Source organism: Prevotella vespertina, from assembly GCF_009728485.1.
Taxonomy (GTDB): domain Bacteria; phylum Bacteroidota; class Bacteroidia; order Bacteroidales; family Bacteroidaceae; genus Prevotella; species Prevotella vespertina.
In genome coordinates, this window is record NZ_VVIQ01000002.1 from 118,186 (window position 1) to 136,929 (window position 18,744).

Below are 18,744 nucleotides of genomic sequence, written 5' to 3' on the forward strand. Positions count from 1 at the left end.
CTCCCCATCTCTTCCAACGAAAAAAGAAAGGCTCCCCTCCCCACTCCTCTATAAATACAGAAGGGAGAAAACAGCAATGTTTACAAACAAAGAGGGCGTTTCTTTATAGCGAAGAGAGGCTTTCTTCACATCAAAGGAACGCCCTTCTCCAATCGAGAAGGGCGTTTCCTTTAATCCCAAGATTTGTAACCTCTTTTATACTTTACCATGATTTCATATCTTAATGACACTGTCCACTCCCCTATTCATTTGGCAAGGAGGACGGGAAAGTATGCTCTCCATTCTCTAAAATAATGTTTGTTTATACAAACAAATAGCATAAACTAATAGATTTAAAGATATAAATAAGTATCTTTGCGGTCAAACTTTTGAATAATGACGACAAACGATAAGCTTACTAAACGGGGTCGACTATTCATTACTTGGCTCTGTTCTCTCTTTCTAATTGCCGTTACGGGATGTGAAGAAACAACCACAACACGCTCTTTATCAGAGCAAGAATACCATTACGATGGCTCTCTCTCAACACTATCAGTAGACAAGGAGGGATACTGGATAGGGACTGAGAGTGGGTTATTATGGCATGTTGACGGACAAAATAAAACCCGCTATTATACGGGCTTAGACCGCATATACAACGTTGAACGTAACCTTGAACACCCTAATCAACTATGGATTGCAGCCCGAAATGCTGGTTTGCAATTATGGAATATAGCCCAAGATTCGTTGATTCATCAGGTTACTTTCCAGCTACCGAACAAACTGGATAAATATTCGCCTTATGATATTGAACAGGTAAAAGGGACTATTTATCTTGCAACTTCGCAGGGGCTTTATTCCACTCCGGCCTCAAACACGCCAAAGGAGTTGGTTCCTATTTATCCAAAGAGTAATAAGAAAACCGAACAGGGGGTAATGCCTTTCTTGGTCAACAACCTCTGTCATGCTGGAGAAAAGTGGCTCTTCGCTGCAACGCAAGCAGGAATTGTCTCTCTGGACTTAGTATCTAATAAGGTGAACGTGCGCCACAAAGGGGAATACATACGTCATATTGAAGTCTATGATAACAAGCTCTATGCGCTTGCAGATGGTAAACTATTGATAGAGGAACTTGATGGACGAGGTGAGAAACAATATCCTCTCCCGCAAGCAGTACTTACTTTCTATAAAGTTGGGCATACCTTTTACTTCATCACATTGTCAAGTGTGTTGCTTTCTGACAATCTTTCACACTTTATCAGTGCTCCCTTACACCATGAGATACCCAATAATCCACACGAGATAGCCATTCCTGATGATGGAAAAGGCTTCTCTTTGCTCTTAGGAAAGCATGCGGTATGGCGTATCCCACACCATCTTGGCATCTTCAGTACCAATGCGCCTATTGTTACAGCATGTAAGGCAGGTGATAGTTACTTATATCTTAATGACAAACGGGAGCTCTTCCGCCAACAAAGGAACGAAAAGGAGGCTACAAAGATATACGACTTTGAGGAAGGCGAACAGCCTAGAGAGATGAGAGCCTTGGGTAATGACATTTACTACTACAACTCAAATAATCAGTTGTGTAGGCTTACTGCAGATAAAAGTTACCTATTCAACCAACTCTTCGCAAGCCCGAAAGTACTCATGCAACCCACAACTCGCATTACAGCAATGGAACTGCAAGCAACCAAGAGATAGGTGTTGTTAGGAGTGCAAGACTATCTACTCTCCATTGACATGGCTTCTGGTAAGGCAGATACTATCAAGTCGATGCGTGGAAAATACATCACTTCGTTTTATCATTCGGCGTCAAAAGCGAACGAGATATACATCACCACATTGAATAATGGAGTATTCTATGGAGATGGGCAGACATTCCGTCCACTCCAGAGCACCATTAATAAGAGCTTTATGAATGGGGTTATCACAAACAAGAAGTACCCAAATCACATCCTTACCCTTACTAATCACCAAATAGAGATACAAGGAATTGACTCGCTCCAGATAGATGGTTGCAATCGAATGTACAGCATTAACGATAGTATTCTCTATGCTATCCCCGAGGCAGGTATTCGTAAGTTCATCATCAAACAAGGGCGAAAAATAGTGGACTGTGGTACATTCTATGACGATATACACTTCAATTCGCAAGCCGGATTCGTACAGAATCAAACCTTATATATTGGTTCTGACCTTGGTGTGATGGCACTTCAAGCAGGGAAAGAAACAGCAGGACGATGGATAAACTTCAATGATAAGGTGCCTAATCCACGCCTAGTATTGCTCATTGCATTGGTTGTATTCCTCCTTATTAGTATGGTTATCATTACCTATCTCAAGCAGAAACACACGGAGAAGATACAACTACAACTAGGGAAAGAGGACCTCCTTCGCAGGCTCTCAACCCTTAATTCTATCCGTAACCGACTATCAGCAGGAGAGCAAAAGGACATTGATAACATTTATCAAGAGATTAATTTGATTGGGAGTAAATCGCAAGACATGAAGGCTGCAGGTAAACAGTTTTCATCTGTATCAGCACGTATCTCACGCATTAATCGTGATACGGCATTGCAGATGGTGAAGTATTTGAACGAGCAAATAGAGCGTATCCATGAGGTAAATATATATGAAAGTAAGATCATATTACAGGCTTCGCAAGAGGCGAAACAATCGGATAATATTGAGCTAATCATACAACAATGTGAGAAGAACGAAGCATGGCTTAACGAGATAGAAGATCTACATGATCTATTGCACAAACTGCGTCGCTCGACTGTAGGAACACTAGTGCTAAAGGGCTTAAATGATGGTATGAAAGAGGCAATCAGTCGTGTATCAGAGTTATATCAACAACGTCCTCTTACAGAATTACACGATAAGCTCCAGACTTTAAAGGAGCAATATGAGCGACTCTTTAGCACTGAAGGGCTCGCTATCATTCGTCAGTATATCGACACAAACATTGCTTACTTGAAGCAAGAGGAGGATTATCAGCATGTAAGTCAAGCTCTGTCTAAAGAATTAGAAGGTATTAAACAAGCGATAGAAGATTATGACAGAATAGACTTACTACGCACTTTGCAGATAATAGACTACCGCATTGCACAGGTGAAACAACTGAAGGCACTGCAACGACTCATGCACCACTTCGTCACAGTACACGATAACATCATACAAGAGAATGAGTCAAGACGAATGAAGAAGTTTGATTCTAAGCTCTTTGCTGATATAGACTCTGCAACGCGAGACATCACTGATAGGATTAAAGCACTATCCGCTTTCTTCTTCGATAGTATGATGAAGACAGATGGAAGAGTGTGTGAAGATCTCTTCCACTTCACCTCTGCTAGCAGTCAGCAAGTGCTTGTACTCATCCTCTTACTCGCCATTCCTAAGGTGAAGCGAACGCTCCTGCCAGGTATGCTCGGTATATATGGTAACCTCAACCCAGTTGTTAGTAGACTTTATCACAGCAAGATTGGGGACAACAGAAAGGCGCTCACTGACTATTGTAAGCAGAATCCTTCAAGTATAGTACACTATATTTTAAAGTTGTCTGAATAGACAAGTAGCGTGAGAACCAGAGCCTTATAATAGTTGCATTAGCTTATTTATAAGAAATAAACTGATGCAACTTTTTTTATACCAGCATTCCTCCTACCTTTGTAAGAACAATATGATTCAATCTTATTAATAAACCTTTTAAATTAAAAACCAAATGACAAAGAAAGCTCTTATAGTTGGTTTCGTTGCAATGTTATCGTTGTCAACATTCGCACAGACGGCATCTACTAAGATTAAAGATGCACGTACTAAACCCGACCTCTACTTCCTTCAGGACGGTCAACAGGCTAGTTCACTCGACTTGCTGCCTGCTCCTCCACAACCAGGAAGCATTCAGTTCTTATATGATGAAGCTCAATACCAATGGGGAAAGATGCAACGTGACACGCCAAGAGGCGACCAGGCGGCTGCAGATGCACGTGTTGGCGGTGACGGAGTGCCTAATGCTTTCTCTGAAGCATTCGGTGTTAAGATAAGCAAGGAGACTACTCCTGAGATTTACAAGCTCATTCTGAATATGCGTGAGGACGCTGGTGACTTAGCTACTCGTGGTGCTAAAGACCACTACATGCGTGTTCGTCCGTTTGCATTCTACAAGGAGATGACTTGCAATCCAGAGCAGCAACAGGAGCTATCCACCAATGGTTCTTATCCTTCTGGTCACACTGCTATTGGTTGGGCAACGGCACTTGTATTGGCAGAAATCAATGTCGACCGACAGAATGAGATATTAGAACGTGGCTACCAGATGGGACAGAGCCGTGTTATCTGTGGTTACCACTGGCAGAGCGACGTGGATGCAGCACGCATAATCAGCGCAGCCATCGTGGCACGTTTGCATGCCGACCCTGCTTTCCAAGCTCAGCTAGCAAAGGCAAAGAAGGAGTTTGCGAAGCTACAAAAGGATGGGAAGGTAGCTAAGAGTACCTTCAAAGCAGCCAACTAAACCGAGGATAACAACAACACAAACAAGCTAATAATATCAAAGACAATGAAGAGAATAATTCTTATTGCAGCCTGTGGACTAATGGTCTGCACACACTCTTTCGCTCAAGAAGACGAGCCAAAGTTAGTCGTAAAGCCATCAGGTCGTATCTTGATGGACGCTGGTGTCATGCACTCATCAGACCCCGCTCTTGATGACCAGTTGAATGATGGAGTCGCAATCCCTGATGTTCGCGCTGGCTTAAGTGCTACTTATGGCAAGTGGAAAGCTAAGGTTGACGTTGGTTATGCACGACAGTCTGTATCCTTAAAGGACATCAACATTGATTATAACTTCGATAAGGAGAACCTGGTGCGCATGGGTTACTTCGTACATCAATACGGTCTCCAGAGTGGTACCTCATCTAGTTTCAAGATATCAATGGAGGAGCCTTTGGCTAGTCAGGCATTCTTCAATAGTCGTTTGCTAGGTGCTATGTTCCTCCATGCAGGTGAGAAGTTCCACGCCACAGCATCTCTCTTTGCAGAGAACGATGCGATGAAGATGTCGACAGATAAGCTCGGTAACGAGGCATGGGGAGCCATGACTCGTTTGGTGTGGCGCCCTTTCACAGAGCGTGGCAAGATTTTCCACATTGGTATCAGTGGTGCTTATGAGTCGCCAAGATATAGTAAGAACCCAGCAAACAGCCATAGTTCTTACACCTTGAGAGCTCCATTCCCAACACGTATAGCCAATGTCAGCGCACAAGAAGCTACTATCACGAACGCAACAGCACTATGGAAATTCTCTCCAGAGATGAATGTTGCGTGTGGTAACTTAGGGCTTGAAGTACAATACTTCTACGTTGGTATCAAGCGTAAAAACGCCCTACCCAACTACAGCGCATGGGGTGCTTACGGCAATGTTCGCTACTTGCTCAATGGTCAAGGTTATACTTACACCAGAACAGATGCAGGTATCGCAACACCTGATCCAGGCTCTATGGAACTCGTTGCAGCCTATAACTATTCAACATTAAGTGATAAGGATGCAGGCATACATGGCGGTAAGGTGAGTGATTGGTCATTGACCTTCAACTACTATCTAAACAAATATATGATCTGGCGTGTACGTGGTTCTATCACCCGTGCGACCGATAATGCAGCCTTCAACAACAATACATTCTCCATCCTTGAGACACGTTTGCAGATTAAGTTCTAAGGCTTGATATATTCTTTGAAGCAATCGTTTACAACTTATAGGGACGCTATCGGACTTTAAAGGAAAGAGTAAAAAGGGGGCTAGACGACCGAACACGTCTGCCCCTTTTACGCTAAATGTAGCCCACACGCAACCCTTAACCTAAAAACAAATAACAATGAAAAAGATTAGTTTTATCCTTATGCTCGTGGCGTTGACAATCCTTTGTCCGTCACTGACCTTCGCACAGCTCCAACGCTCCGAGGCGTTTAAAGCGAAGTACAAACTAAAGGAGTTGGTCATTCTATCACGTCACAACATCCGCTCTCCAATATCTGCCAATGGCTCAACATTGGGCAAGATGACCCCTCACCTGTGGACTAATTGGTCGGCTGCGGGTAGCGAACTGACCCTGCGTGGAGGTGTGTTAGAGAGCGAGATGGGGCAGTTCTTCCGTAAATGGACTATCGATGAGGGCTTGTTCAAGGATAACTATGTGCCAAACATAGACGAGGTGAACCTCTATGCAAACTCTATGCAGCGCTGTATTGCGACGGCTCAATACTTCTCAAGTGGCTTTATGCCTGTTGCAAACTTGCGCATAAACCATCGCTATGTACCCTCTAAAATGGATCCAATCTTCTTCCCTCGCATTACAAAGAACAGTGAGGCGTTCCGCACGGAGGCTATGAAGCAAATCAATGAGATGGGCGGTAAGGATGGACTCGTTGGTATCAACAAGGGCTTGAAGGATTCTTATGCGATTATCTCAAAGGTACTCGATATGAAAGAAAGCGATGCTTATAAGAAAGGCGAGATAAAGGACTTCGTTGATAACGACACCAAGATTATCTTCGAACTCAACCAAGAACCAAGCATGAAAGGCTCATTGAAGACTGCCAACTCAGCCTCTGACGCTTTCATCCTGCAGTATTATGAGGAGCCAGATGCCGTGAAAGCTGCCTTTGGTCATAAGCTATCTCTTGACGAGTGGATGAAGATTGCGAAGATAAAAGACGTATATGGCGACGTGCTTTTCACCGCTCCTATCGTGGCAGTGAACGTAGCACATCCATTGCTGCAATACATGTATGACGAGTTGAATACAGACTCTCGTAAGTTCACCTTCCTATGTGGGCACGACTCAAACATTGCAAGCGTTGATGCTGCATTAGGCGTAGAAGAGTATTCACTCCCTAACTCCATAGAGAAGAAGACACCTATCGGCTCTAAGTTAGTATTCGAGAAGTGGGTGGATAACGCAGGTAAGACTTACGTTGCCGTAAACCTTGTTTACCAGAGTACGGATCAGTTGAAACAGATGTCCCTACTCGACCTTCAGCATGCTCCACAGGTATATTCCCTGAAGTTGAAAGGGCTCACGCAGAATGCAGATGGCTTATACTCATTTGAGGATGTAAACAATCGATTCATGCAAGCCCTCCGTGCCTATGATGAGATAAAATAAGGTGTAAGTCTATTGCACACTCGTAGTATCTAATTCACAAAACAGGTACACACGAAAGGAAAATGACGTCATATCGTTCTGATATGGCGTCATATTCTTAATAACCTCCCGCCACACACGCTCGCTCCCTTCGTACACCTACGCCTTATAAAGCCGTAATAATAAACTTTATCGGCAATTGTTTGGGAGATTAACAAATAAGTTTTACTTTTGTCGGTGCGTGTAGATAAGGATGCAAGGCGGCAGAGATTCACGAACACATCATCTATCAAATACACCTAAAGACCAAGTAAACAGACACTATAAAACAAATTATGAATAAGAAAGAATACGTGCGTTCATGGGCTGAAAGCTACAAGAACGACTTGACAAACAACATCATGCCATTCTGGTTGGAACATGGTTGGGATAAAGAGAATGGCGGTATTTATACATGTCTTAACCGTGATGGTTCGTTGATGGATACCACTAAGTCGGTGTGGTTCCAAGGGCGATGGGCATTCATCTGCGCCTTTGCCTATAACAATGTAGAGAAGAATCAAGAGTGGTTAGAGGCGTCGAAATCGGCTATCGACTTCATTGAGAAGTATTGTTTCGACCAAGATGGTCACATGTACTTCGAGGTTTCTGCCACTGGTCAACCTATACGCAAACGCCGTTACGTATTCTCTGAGACCTTCGCAGCTATAGCCTTTGCAGAATACTCAAAGGCAACGGGCGACCGCCATTATGCCGAACGTGCATTGCAAGTATTCCATGACGCACAACGCTTTCTGGCTACTCCAGGATTCCTCCCAGCCAAGTATGAAAAGGGTGTGGAGGCGCAGAGTCATTCGATTATCATGATTCTCATTAACGTTGGCTCACGCCTTCGAGAAGTAATTGACGACCCTACTCTCACCGAGCAGATAGATAAGTCAATCGCACTATTGCGCCAGTACTTCATGCACCCAGAGTTTAAGGCACTCCTTGAAACCGTTGGCATGAATGGAGAGTTTATAGATACTAATGCTGGGCGAATCATCAATCCAGGTCATTGCATTGAGACGGCATGGTTCATCATGGAGGAGGCTAAGCTGCGCAAGTGGGACAAGTCACTCCTAGACACAGCCCTGACCATATTCGACTGGTCGTGGGATTGGGGCTGGGATAAGCTCTATGGTGGTATTATCAACTTCCGCGATTGCCGCAACTTACCTGCACAGGACTATTCACAAGACATGAAGTTCTGGTGGCCGCAATGCGAGACAATCATTGCCTCGCTCTATGCTTACCTCGGTACGGATGATGAAGAGTACCTCTATCGGCACCAGAGAATCAGTGAGTGGACATACGCTCACTTCCCAGATAAGGATTATCCAGAATGGTACGGATACCTGCATCGTGATGGAACGGTAGCCCAACCAGCCAAAGGAAATATATTTAAAGGGCCGTTCCATATCCCTCGTATGATGATTAAGGGCTATATGCTCTGTCAGGAGATCTTACAGAAGATGGAGGAATAAAGCCCCTATCACTCCGCTTAAAGCATAAGCAGGGAAAGCGAGATGCGCACATATTGCATTTCGTTTTCCCTGCTTTTCTTTTGCTTACAAGCGTGTTCTGTATTACTTATCTACGTGTTCTGCATTGTTTTGATGCGTGTTTTGCATTGCTTTGATACGTATATTATTTAATTATCTAAGTGTGATAATACTTTATCACGCTTAGATAATATAAAAACATACGTGCTCCGTAAATACGAAAAGCGCACTAAATGAAAACAGATTACGTACAAAAGGAATACAAAAACGGCAAGTAAGCGCAGGCAGATGGGCAATGAAAAGAGGATTAGAGATAGCTGTCACAATTTCATACAATAGAATGTGTCAAACGAAAAAGAGGGTATGTGCCTATTGACACATACCCTCTTCACCTTATTATATATGTATTTACTCGAAACTACTAAGATATTTTATCGCCTCTTGCATATCGGATGCAAAGGTGCTATGGGTCAGCAAGAACCCTTCCCTACCGGCTGCTAGTTTGTCATAGAGTTCCTTATTCATCGAGTCAACATACGAACTAATGGCATACTCTATATCGTCCTTTTGCCGTTCGCTATGCGAGAATGCGTACACTTGATACTTCTGATGAAAGAAGCAATAAGCCGCATCTATACTATCTTTTGTTATCATATTACATTACTTTTACCCTATCTATTCATACGCTGTAGCGTGTTCATTAACATGCTCACGCATACATTGAAAAGAATTTCCAAAGCGGTGCGACCATCAGTGCTTGTATGAATTTTCCTTGCACAAGCATATCCTTAACTTCCGCTTTCGTGCGTAAGAAAACCTCTATATCTTCGGTCTCATCCAAATGTTGCTGGCTTGTCTTCTTCACCCCACGGGCATAGAAACAATGGCAGAGATTATCCATCACGCCAGGGTTAGGGGCGATAGTCATGATTTCTTGCCACTCGCCACCAGTGTAACCAGTCTCTTCCTCCAGTTCACGTTGTGCAGCGTGCAACGGTTCCTCACCCGCTTCAATCACACCAGCACAAATCTCGGTTGAGACAACCCCCAGCCCATGACGATACTGACGTTCTAATATAATGTCGCCTTCCTCGGTCTCTGCAATGACATTGATCCACGATGGATAAGAGAGCACATAATATTCATCATAAATCTTGCCATTCGGGAGTTCCACCGTGTCGCAACGCGCCTTCAGCCAAGGGCGATTGATGAGTTGCTTTGAAGAAAGCGTATGCCATACCATTTCTTTATCGTTCCGTGCCATACTATCATTCATTTAATTGTTTGTCATTCGTTATACATCAACAAAGGTAAAGGATTACACTTGAATGAGCAAATATATATTCGCAAAGTAATAAGCACATAACGCCTATTCCGTGCAACATATACGCCTTGAACGAAAACATTTCGTGTTTATTGACAACTTACTCATCTTTTATACCTATCTTTGTACACGGGCAAACAAAAAGGATACAATCCTATCAATCACAGAATACTAACCCCATCACCTGTCGTGAAGCTAATTAATTATGGAGGAATACAACTATGAAAAGAAAACGTAAGATGCACAATGAACGTGAGTTTGAGCTTGATAATATCTATCAAGATGATGAACGTCAGCTTGACATTCTAGATGATCTGCCTTTTGAAAGGCTCAATAGATAAAAAGGATAGGCTGTATTAAAAGACTGAACATGGATACCTAATACTGGGGCAATAGCTCTTGTCGATAAGATACAGCCTCCTTCCTAACTCACTGACCACAATTATATATTGCAGGAACAGAGCTTAACTCTCTCCCACCCGACAATGATAAGTCGCAGAACTTGTCATTAATATTACTATTGGCACGCCCGAACGCACAAAGCAATATTAATCAACTAATTATTGTTAACAAACTAACATTTATCATAAGGAGCTGTCACGTATAATACAGAAAATTACTAACTTTGTAGCCGATTATGCCGTATTGGGCTCAGAACAAGTGCTGGATAGATGCTCAGCCGCCCATCGGTACAAACCCGTTTTACAATATAAACATGTACGCAATTGTAGAAATTAACGGTCAACAGTTTAAGGCAGAGGAGGGCAAGAAGCTCTTCGTAAACCACATCAAAGATGCGGAAGAAGGTAAAGCTGTTGAGTTTGACAAGGTCCTGTTAGTAGATAACAACGGATCTATCACAGTAGGTGCACCAACTGTAGAAGGTGCAAAGGTAGTAGCTGAGGTTGTAGCTCCTCTAGTAAAGGGCGACAAGGTTATCGTCTTCAAGATGAAGCGTCGCAAGGACTACAGAAAGAAGAATGGTCATCGTACCCACTTCACTCAGGTAGAAATTAAATCAATTAACGCTTAAAAAGGAGGACTTAAGAATGGCACATAAAAAAGGTGTAGGTAGTTCTAAGAACGGTCGCGAATCAGCTTCAAAGCGTTTAGGTGTTAAGATCTGGGGTGGTCAGAAAATCATAGCTGGTAACATCATTGTACGCCAGCGTGGTAACAAACACTACCCAGGTGAGAATGTCGCACAGGGTAAGGACGACACATTGTATGCTCTTGCAGACGGTGTTGTTTACTTCCACAAGGGCAAGTACAATAAGAGTACTGTATCTGTTCTTTCAGAGGAAGTTTACGCTGCAAAGACTGTAAAGCCTGAAGCTTAAGCGAGAAACAAAACAACTATTCCAAACAAACAACATAATCCCAGCTCTATTAGGAGACTGGGATTTATGCGTTTAAAGGGGGGAGACAATTAGGGAGTTGATGGGTAAACGAGTGATTGGGGAATGATTTGAAACATTATCAGTTAATAAGTTGACAGGGGATTAGTGGACAAGTAGACAAGTTATGGATGGACTAATGCAGCTATCAAAAGTAAATGTATGAAGAGATTAAAGATAGAAGAACAATAACTACTAGGTTCACCCTTAACAACATCCATTAAGCTAATCAATAGTCCCAAACCTTTGCTGCGAGCTTTACATACTCCACCTTTCCCTCAATATAATCAGCAAAGTACTCAACTGCTGGTACACCATCTGGTAAAGCGCACGAACCACAACGCCCACAAGAAGGAGCCTTACAATGATAACGATCTTGTATAAACTCGAGACGTTCCTCTCTATCCGAATATTCTATTTGTGGTGCCATCATCTTATTTCAAATGTTTTGATTCAATATAAATTATTTCATAACTAGGTATACAAAGTTACCATTTTCCAGCCATAAAAACAAGCTTTTAACGTATCAAATATGCTATAATACCATCACAAAGCAATAATCATATCATCATCTAAACTATAAGATCGCACATATCCATACTTCTTTTATATCATAAAGTATGGCTCACTATAATTCAAATATCCAATACCAGAAAAGGACTACCCCAATGGGATAGTCCTTAATTATAATGTAGTTCCCCCCTTAATAGGAGCAAGAACTTACTTCAACTTTGTATAACCATACTTAGCGCAAGCACCGAGTTCCTCCTCAATACGGATGAGCTGGTTGTACTTAGCCATACGGTCTGTACGAGACATAGAACCTGTCTTAATCTGACCAGAGTTTGTTGCAACAGCGATGTCAGCGATAGTTGTATCCTCAGTCTCACCTGAACGGTGTGAAGTTACAGTTGTGTAACCATGACGATGAGCCATCTCAATAGCCTCAAGTGTCTCTGTCAATGAACCAATCTGGTTAACCTTAATGAGGATAGAGTTAGCTGCGCCCATCTTAATACCCTTCTCGAGGAACTTAACGTTAGTAACGAACAAGTCATCACCAACAAGCTGGCAACGATCGCCAATAGCTGATGTTAGCTTAACCCAGTTCTCCCAGTCGTTCTCATCAAGACCATCCTCAATAGAGTCGATAGGATACTTTGTAATCAAATGCTCTAGATAAGCAATCTGCTCATCTGCGGTCAACTTCTTGCCATTAGGATCCTTTGGCATACCATTCTTGAGCTGACGATAGTCATAGAACCACTTACCACCCTCGCATACAGCGAACTCAGAAGCAGCACAGTCCATAGCAATCTTAACATCCTTACCTGGCTCGTAACCTGCATCCTTGATAGCCTGAATGATTGAATCGAGTGCATCCTCGATACCATCGAACTTAGGAGCGAAACCACCTTCATCACCTACTGCAGTAGAGAGACCACGCTTCTTCAACAACTTAGCAAGTGCGTGGAATACCTCAGCACCCATACGGATACCTTCTTTCTCTGTAGGAGCACCAACAGGACGAATCATGAACTCCTGGAAAGCGATAGGTGCATCAGAGTGAGCACCACCATTGATGATATTCATCATAGGTACTGGCAATACATAAGTATTAGCACCACCAATGTAACGATACAATGGGATGTTCAATGCCTTAGCAGCTGTCTGAGCGACTGCCAAAGAAACACCAAGGATAGCGTTAGCACCGAGCTTGCTCTTAGTTGGAGTACCGTCGAGTTCGAGCATCTTGTAGTCAATAGCACGCTGATTGAGTACGCAATCACCTTTCAATGCTGGAGCAATAAGGTTGTTTACGTTTTCAACAGCCTTGAGGACGCCCTTACCCAAGAAACGATTCTTATCGCCATCACGGAGTTCAAGAGCCTCGTTCTCACCAGTAGAAGCACCAGATGGAACACTTGCACGACCCATTACACCATTTTCGAGGGTTACCTCAACCTCAACTGTAGGATTGCCACGTGAATCAAGAATCTCGCGAGCATGTACTTTTTCAATCTTCATAACTTATTTTGTTTATTAAAACTGTTATATTTTATATTCTTCTCTACGGAATGCAAAGTTAATAAAAAAAGTTGGAAACGTATTGCACCAACCTTTTATATTTATGTTTTTGACATAATTAACGTTTAATCTATAATTATGACAGTAACACCTCTTGCTGCCTGAGCACCCATAACGAGCGCTTGTTCTATATCTGCTGTCTTACTCGGCCCTGATATAAAGCATCCATAACCATAGTCGGTCATGTGTATCTTCTTATAGGCTTCGTGCATATTGTTAACGATTTTATCACGATGAACAAGTATAACGAGGTTCTCGGAGATGAAGCAAACAACTCTCTCCTTCATAGTTTGAGGAACCCATACACACCCATTCTCTGCCACGGCAATATCACCTTCAATAATACCGACATCTGTTCCATTGAGATCTTGTGCCTCAGAAACTATATCGGGATTAATATCAGCCTTTACTCCATCTACATTTGATGCTAACACCTCTGCTACTGGATAAGCCTTACGGATGTGTTCGTTAATATCATCATCAGCCTTTGCCTCGATGACTTCACTCCCCACATTACGACTCATATCAATAAATTGCTGTACAACATCTTGATACTTAATTCCTTCAACAGGGGTTTCTGGCAGATCAAACTGATGTATGGTATTACGACGCAGTTTGCTTAATAGTTCTTCCTTATTCATGCTTCAATTCCTTCATTGCTTGCTTAAAGATAACGTGGAAAGGCTTCTTGGCAAATTGTGGCATAGTATGTCCAATGCTCCAAGGATTCAGTTTTATATCCATCAACGACTTAGGTATGTGGTTGGCAACTGACGAATTACGCAATAAGGCATCATAGACATGATAATTCTCATAAACAGCCTTCATTCCCTCTGCCATCACCTTCTTTTCCTTATTCTCTGTACCATATTTCTCTAGACTCTGGCGCCAACGATAAATCTGACTACCTGGAGAAACCTTCGCCGGGCACACACAATCACAACTCAAACACAATGAACATGCAGACACGTTACCGCTGTGTTTCTTTGGACTCTTCAGCATACCGAGGTTGACACCAATAGGTCCAGGAATGAAATAACTATATGAATACCCCCCCGAACGACGATAGACAGGACAGGTGTTCATACATGCACCACAACGAATACACTTCAACGTCTCCCAGTGTTCATTATTGGAAACAATGTCACTACGTCCATTATCTACCAAGATAACATGCATCTCTCCGCCTGGACGAGGCTTACGAAATTGAGAAGTAAAAGCCGTAGATGGCTGACCAGTACCACTACGAGCTAATAATCGTTGAAATACTGCTAAAGCATCATAATCAGGGATGACTTTCTCAATACCCATGGCTACAATATGCAATTTAGGCACCGACGTTGACATATCAGCATTACCCTCATTGGTGCAGACAACACAATCTCCTGTTGAAGCAACACCAAAGTTACAACCTGTCAAACCTGCATCAGCATCCATAAAATCCTCTCGGAGATCTTCACGTGCGCATCGTGTAAGATAAGCGGGATCATGGTTTCCCTTTTCATGAGATATTCCTTTTTCCTCAAACATCTCCCCCACCTCATCACGTGTCAAGTGAATTGCAGGCATAACGATGTGTGCTGGCTTTAAATGCATTAGTTGAAGAATACGCTCACCAAGGTCTGATTCAACCACATTGATACCTCTTTCTATGAGATAAGGATTCATCTCACATTCCTCGGTAAGCATTGATTTCGATTTAACGAGCTTCTTAACTTTATGAGACTTAAGTATCTCATAGACCATCTCATTAAACTCTTGTGCATCTTTCGCAAAGTGAACGATAACGCCATTACGCTCTAAACTATTAGAGAATTGCTCTAGATAGTCAGCTAAATGGCTTGCTGTGTGTTCTTTAATACGACTAGCATGTTCGCGTAAGTCCTCCCATTCGGGTAATGCAGCAGCTGCGGCATCTCGCTTCTGACGCACCGACCAAAACGTACGATCGTGTTGCTCAACCTTCTTAGGGTCTTTTAGAAACTCTTTAGCTCTCTTTGAATGGTATATTGTCATAACTTTGTTACCCTTGTATAACCTTATTTATATATATCAAAAACCAGCAGCTAAAATCTCAGCTATGTGCATAAACTTAATAGGATAATGATTCTTTGCAGCCACCCCTTGCATGTGCATCAAACAGGAACTATCAGAGCCAGTGATAAATTCAGCCCCTGTTTCCATGTGACGTTTCACCTTGTCATTACCCATAGCAGCACTGACACGTGGCTCTTCTATTGCAAACATACCACCAAAGCCACAACATTCATCCTTGCGATCAGGCTCTTTTATAGTGATACCTTCCTTGAGTCTCAATAAATCAATTATCTTATTAAAAGGCTTCTCTTGTATTTCTGAAGGTGCACTCAATCCTAACTCCCGCACACCATGACAGGAGTTATGTACTGAAACAACATGAGGGAAACTCCCCGGGAGTTCTTTCACCTTCAAAACATCATGCAGGAACTCTATAAGTTCCATTGTCTTTTTAGGGGTCTGACACTCATGGTCAAGTATTTGTGGGTAATTTACACGCACGAAAGCAGCACAAGACACGCTCGGCGTTACCACATAATCAAAGTCTTTAAACTTATCCTCGAACCGCTCAGCAATGTGACCTGACATGCGCTGAAAACCACCATTTGCCATAGGTTGCCCACAACAAGTCTGCCGTTCGGGATAGACTACATCTAAGTGAAGCTTTCGCAAAAGCTTATAAGTTGCTACGCCAACATGTGGATAGAGCGCATTGACGTAACATGGAATAAAGAGTCCAACTCTCATAAATTTATCTTCTCTTGTTCGTTTCTATGCTACAAATTTAGATAAAATAACTTAGATAGGAAAAGAAAAACGCAAAAAAACATAGCTAAAGATACTTGTTTAATTCTCCTGTAGAATATTTTTCATAACTTTGCAGGGGTGAAAGAGAGGTTTAAGAAGCGTAGAGTAAAAAAGAATACATGAAAGTTTGCATAGCAGAGAAACCTAGTGTTGCAAAAGATATTGCCCGTATCCTTGGCGCAAATAGTGCGCACACAGGATATATGGAGGGGAATGGATATCAAGTAACATGGACTTTTGGCCACCTTTGTGAGCTAAAAGAACCGCGCGATTATACCCTCAACTGGAAACACTGGAGTCTTGGTTCGTTACCAATGATACCTTCTCGCTTTGGTATCAAACTAATAGAAGACGAAGGTATCAAACGCCAATTCGACATCATCAAGAAACTATTTCAAGCTGCAGACGAGATTATTAATTGTGGTGATGCTGGTCAGGAAGGTGAATTGATACAGCGTTGGGTCATGCAGAAGGCTGGTGCAAAATGCCCTGTTAGGCGTCTTTGGATATCGTCCATGACCGATGAAGCTATCCGAGAAGGCTTTGCTAATCTAAGAGATGAGGCTCAATACAAGCCGCTCTACCTTGCTGGACTTTCAAGAGCGATTGGTGATTGGCTCTTGGGAATGAATGCTACACGCCTTTATACACTCAAGTATGGCAGGAATTCATACGGAAAAGGACAAATACTATCTATTGGAAGAGTGCAAACTCCTACCCTTGCACTCATCGTGAAACGTCAGGAAGAGATCGACAACTTCAAGCCTGAGCCTTATTGGGTACTCGCAACCATCTATCGAGACACACAATTTACGGCTACAAAGGGGAAGTTTACATCTAAAGAAGAGGGCGAAAAGGCTTTCTCAACCATTGAAGGAAAACCTTTTACTATCACCAATGTCACTAAAAAGAAGGGTACAGAACAACCCAAACAACTCTATGATCTCACGTCATTGCAGGTGGATTGTAACCGAAAATATGGTTATTCGGCTGAAATGACGCTGAACACAATCCAGAGTTTATATGAAAGAAAGCTCACGACTTATCCTCGCGTTGATACCCAATATCTATCGGATGACATCTATCCAAAGTGCCCGCAAACCATGAACGGGCTTTTCCAAACAACGTTTGCAGGCAAGCGACCTTATGCCGAGTTGGTTAAGACATTAGGAGGGAAACCACTTCCGAAGTCGAAACGTGTGTTTGATTCTTCAAAGGTAACTGATCACCACGCCATCATCCCAACAGGTATTCCTCCACAGGGACTGACAGATGTTGAACGAAATGTGTATGATCTCATTGCGAGAAGATTCATCGCAGCCTTCTATCCTGATTGTAAATTTGCTACGACAACGGTGTTGGGTGAAGTGGATAAGATTGAATTTAAGGTTTCAGGAAAGGAGATATTGGATAAGGGATGGCGTGTCGTAATGGAAGCCCCCACCCCCGAACTTCTCCCTAAGGGAGGGGAAACAGAACAGCAAGAGGCACTAGGCAAGGATAATCAAGAGGCTAGCTCTTATCTTCCAACATTTGTTAAAGGGGAATCAGGCACACACACACCGACCCTTACAGAGAAACAAACAACACCACCAAAGCACTACACGGAAGCATCATTATTGCGTGCCATGGAAACAGCTGGTAAGTTAGTTGAGGATGAAACATTGCGTGCTGCCATGAAAGAAAATGGTATAGGTCGACCTTCGTCACGTGCAGGGATCATAGAGACGCTATTTCGAAGACATTATATTCAGCGTAAACGCAAGAACATTGAGGCTACTCAAACGGGGATTGCACTCATCAACACAATTCATGAAAAGCTCCTGACATCAGCTGAATTGACAGGTATTTGGGAGAAAAAGTTGCGTGATATTGAGGCTAAGAAGTATGATGCTGCACAGTTTATCAACGAATTAAAGGAGCAAATCAACAACATTGTTAATGATGTCTTAGCCGATAACTCTAACCGAAAGATTGGAGTGATAGAACCGCCCCAAACCCCTCCAAGAGAAGGAGATGCAACTTGACGCAGTATAAGAGGTGCTTTCTTTCATGCAAAGAAGGCACCTTTTCAACTTGAAAAGAGCATGTTTTCAGGTTGAAAAAGGCGTCTTTTGTTTTAATGTTTATAGCAAAGAGTAATTTAGGGAGCCATCTCCCATAGAATTATACACGTATACACTTCTCTTGCCATTATCAAAGATTGCCTATCATCTATAGCTATCTATGAACTCTCACATTTATCTTAATAAGGACAGAAAAGATGAGAAACAAAAGGACTTCACCAAGGAATAAAAGCGAGAAAGATATTTAGACTATCATTACTGCCGCCTATTTACGCTTTACAAGGCACAAGAAATCAACATATTAAGGCAAATGTTAAAAGAGACAGCAGAGCAAATTAAAACTAAGTTCATGTA

General features: G+C 42.5%; 16 protein-coding genes. 9 read left to right on the forward strand and 7 right to left on the reverse strand.

Translation table 11 applies throughout. The features are described 5' to 3' along the window. Nucleotides 1–375: 375 nt before the first annotated feature. The 6 genes from F0475_RS11790 to F0475_RS01945 all read left to right on the forward strand — a co-directional run bounded on the left by F0475_RS11790 (nucleotide 376) and on the right by F0475_RS01945 (nucleotide 8,653). Nucleotides 376–1,683, forward strand: coding sequence for a ligand-binding sensor domain-containing protein (locus tag F0475_RS11790; protein WP_234422932.1), 1,308 nt, complete (start codon nucleotides 376–378; stop codon nucleotides 1,681–1,683). A gap of 12 nt (nucleotides 1,684–1,695) precedes the next feature. After that, nucleotides 1,696–3,552: a GumC domain-containing protein gene (locus F0475_RS11795; RefSeq protein ID WP_234422933.1), complete on the forward strand. Its 1,857-nt coding sequence runs from the start codon at nucleotides 1,696–1,698 to the stop codon at nucleotides 3,550–3,552. A gap of 154 nt (nucleotides 3,553–3,706) precedes the next feature. Next, entirely contained in the window at nucleotides 3,707–4,498 is a 792-nt protein-coding gene (locus F0475_RS01930) for an acid phosphatase (RefSeq protein ID WP_155715154.1), read from the forward strand. 45 nt (nucleotides 4,499–4,543) lie between these two features. Next, nucleotides 4,544–5,701 (forward strand): OprO/OprP family phosphate-selective porin, encoded by a 1,158-nt coding sequence (locus F0475_RS01935; RefSeq protein WP_155715155.1) that lies wholly within the window; start codon nucleotides 4,544–4,546, stop codon nucleotides 5,699–5,701. A gap of 157 nt (nucleotides 5,702–5,858) precedes the next feature. Next, complete coding sequence (locus F0475_RS01940; RefSeq protein WP_155715156.1) at nucleotides 5,859–7,148, forward strand: histidine-type phosphatase; 1,290 nt, start codon at nucleotides 5,859–5,861, stop codon at nucleotides 7,146–7,148. 314 nt (nucleotides 7,149–7,462) lie between these two features. Continuing rightward, nucleotides 7,463–8,653 carry an AGE family epimerase/isomerase gene (locus F0475_RS01945; protein ID WP_004381893.1) on the forward strand — a complete coding sequence of 397 codons (1,191 nt, stop codon included), beginning with the start codon at nucleotides 7,463–7,465 and terminating at the stop codon, nucleotides 8,651–8,653. A 426-nt stretch (nucleotides 8,654–9,079) separates the two neighbouring features. Here the strand turns inward: F0475_RS01945 and F0475_RS01950 are convergent, their stop codons facing one another. Next, nucleotides 9,080–9,325, reverse strand: a complete 246-nt coding sequence (locus F0475_RS01950; protein WP_004381894.1) for a hypothetical protein — start codon at nucleotides 9,323–9,325, stop codon at nucleotides 9,080–9,082. Nucleotides 9,326–9,380: 55 nt separating this feature from the next. Continuing rightward, entirely contained in the window at nucleotides 9,381–9,947 is a 567-nt protein-coding gene (locus F0475_RS01955; protein WP_004381895.1) for an NUDIX hydrolase, read from the reverse strand. 763 nt (nucleotides 9,948–10,710) lie between these two features. On the opposite strand from F0475_RS01955, the gene rplU reads away from it, so the two are divergent. Continuing rightward, on the forward strand, nucleotides 10,711–11,028 hold the full coding sequence (gene rplU / locus F0475_RS01960) for a 50S ribosomal protein L21 (protein WP_009434990.1): 318 nt from the start codon (nucleotides 10,711–10,713) through the stop codon (nucleotides 11,026–11,028). Nucleotides 11,029–11,044: 16 nt separating this feature from the next. Then, complete coding sequence (gene rpmA / locus F0475_RS01965; RefSeq protein WP_004381900.1) at nucleotides 11,045–11,335, forward strand: 50S ribosomal protein L27; 291 nt, start codon at nucleotides 11,045–11,047, stop codon at nucleotides 11,333–11,335. A 286-nt stretch (nucleotides 11,336–11,621) separates the two neighbouring features. On the opposite strand, the gene F0475_RS01970 is transcribed toward rpmA, so the two are convergent. The 5 genes from F0475_RS01970 to F0475_RS01990 form a co-directional block, all read right to left on the reverse strand. Continuing rightward, complete coding sequence (locus tag F0475_RS01970; protein ID WP_036895293.1) at nucleotides 11,622–11,825, reverse strand: hypothetical protein; 204 nt, start codon at nucleotides 11,823–11,825, stop codon at nucleotides 11,622–11,624. 287 nt (nucleotides 11,826–12,112) lie between these two features. Beyond that, nucleotides 12,113–13,420 carry a phosphopyruvate hydratase gene (gene eno / locus F0475_RS01975; protein ID WP_009435074.1) on the reverse strand — a complete coding sequence of 436 codons (1,308 nt, stop codon included), beginning with the start codon at nucleotides 13,418–13,420 and terminating at the stop codon, nucleotides 12,113–12,115. Nucleotides 13,421–13,545: 125 nt separating this feature from the next. Then, complete coding sequence (locus tag F0475_RS01980; protein WP_155715157.1) at nucleotides 13,546–14,121, reverse strand: LutC/YkgG family protein; 576 nt, start codon at nucleotides 14,119–14,121, stop codon at nucleotides 13,546–13,548. Beyond that, the gene (locus tag F0475_RS01985; protein WP_155715158.1) at nucleotides 14,114–15,496 is read right to left on the reverse strand and encodes a lactate utilization protein B; all 1,383 of its coding nucleotides are present in this window, start codon (nucleotides 15,494–15,496) and stop codon (nucleotides 14,114–14,116) included. Before F0475_RS01985 ends, F0475_RS01980 begins: the two co-directional genes overlap by 8 nt. Nucleotides 15,497–15,532: 36 nt before the next feature. Then, nucleotides 15,533–16,264 (reverse strand): (Fe-S)-binding protein, encoded by a 732-nt coding sequence (locus tag F0475_RS01990; RefSeq protein WP_155715159.1) that lies wholly within the window; start codon nucleotides 16,262–16,264, stop codon nucleotides 15,533–15,535. Nucleotides 16,265–16,443: 179 nt separating this feature from the next. On the opposite strand from F0475_RS01990, the gene F0475_RS01995 reads away from it, so the two are divergent. Next, nucleotides 16,444–18,351, forward strand: a complete 1,908-nt coding sequence (locus F0475_RS01995) for a DNA topoisomerase 3 (RefSeq protein ID WP_155715160.1) — start codon at nucleotides 16,444–16,446, stop codon at nucleotides 18,349–18,351. Nucleotides 18,352–18,744: the final 393 nt, after the last annotated feature.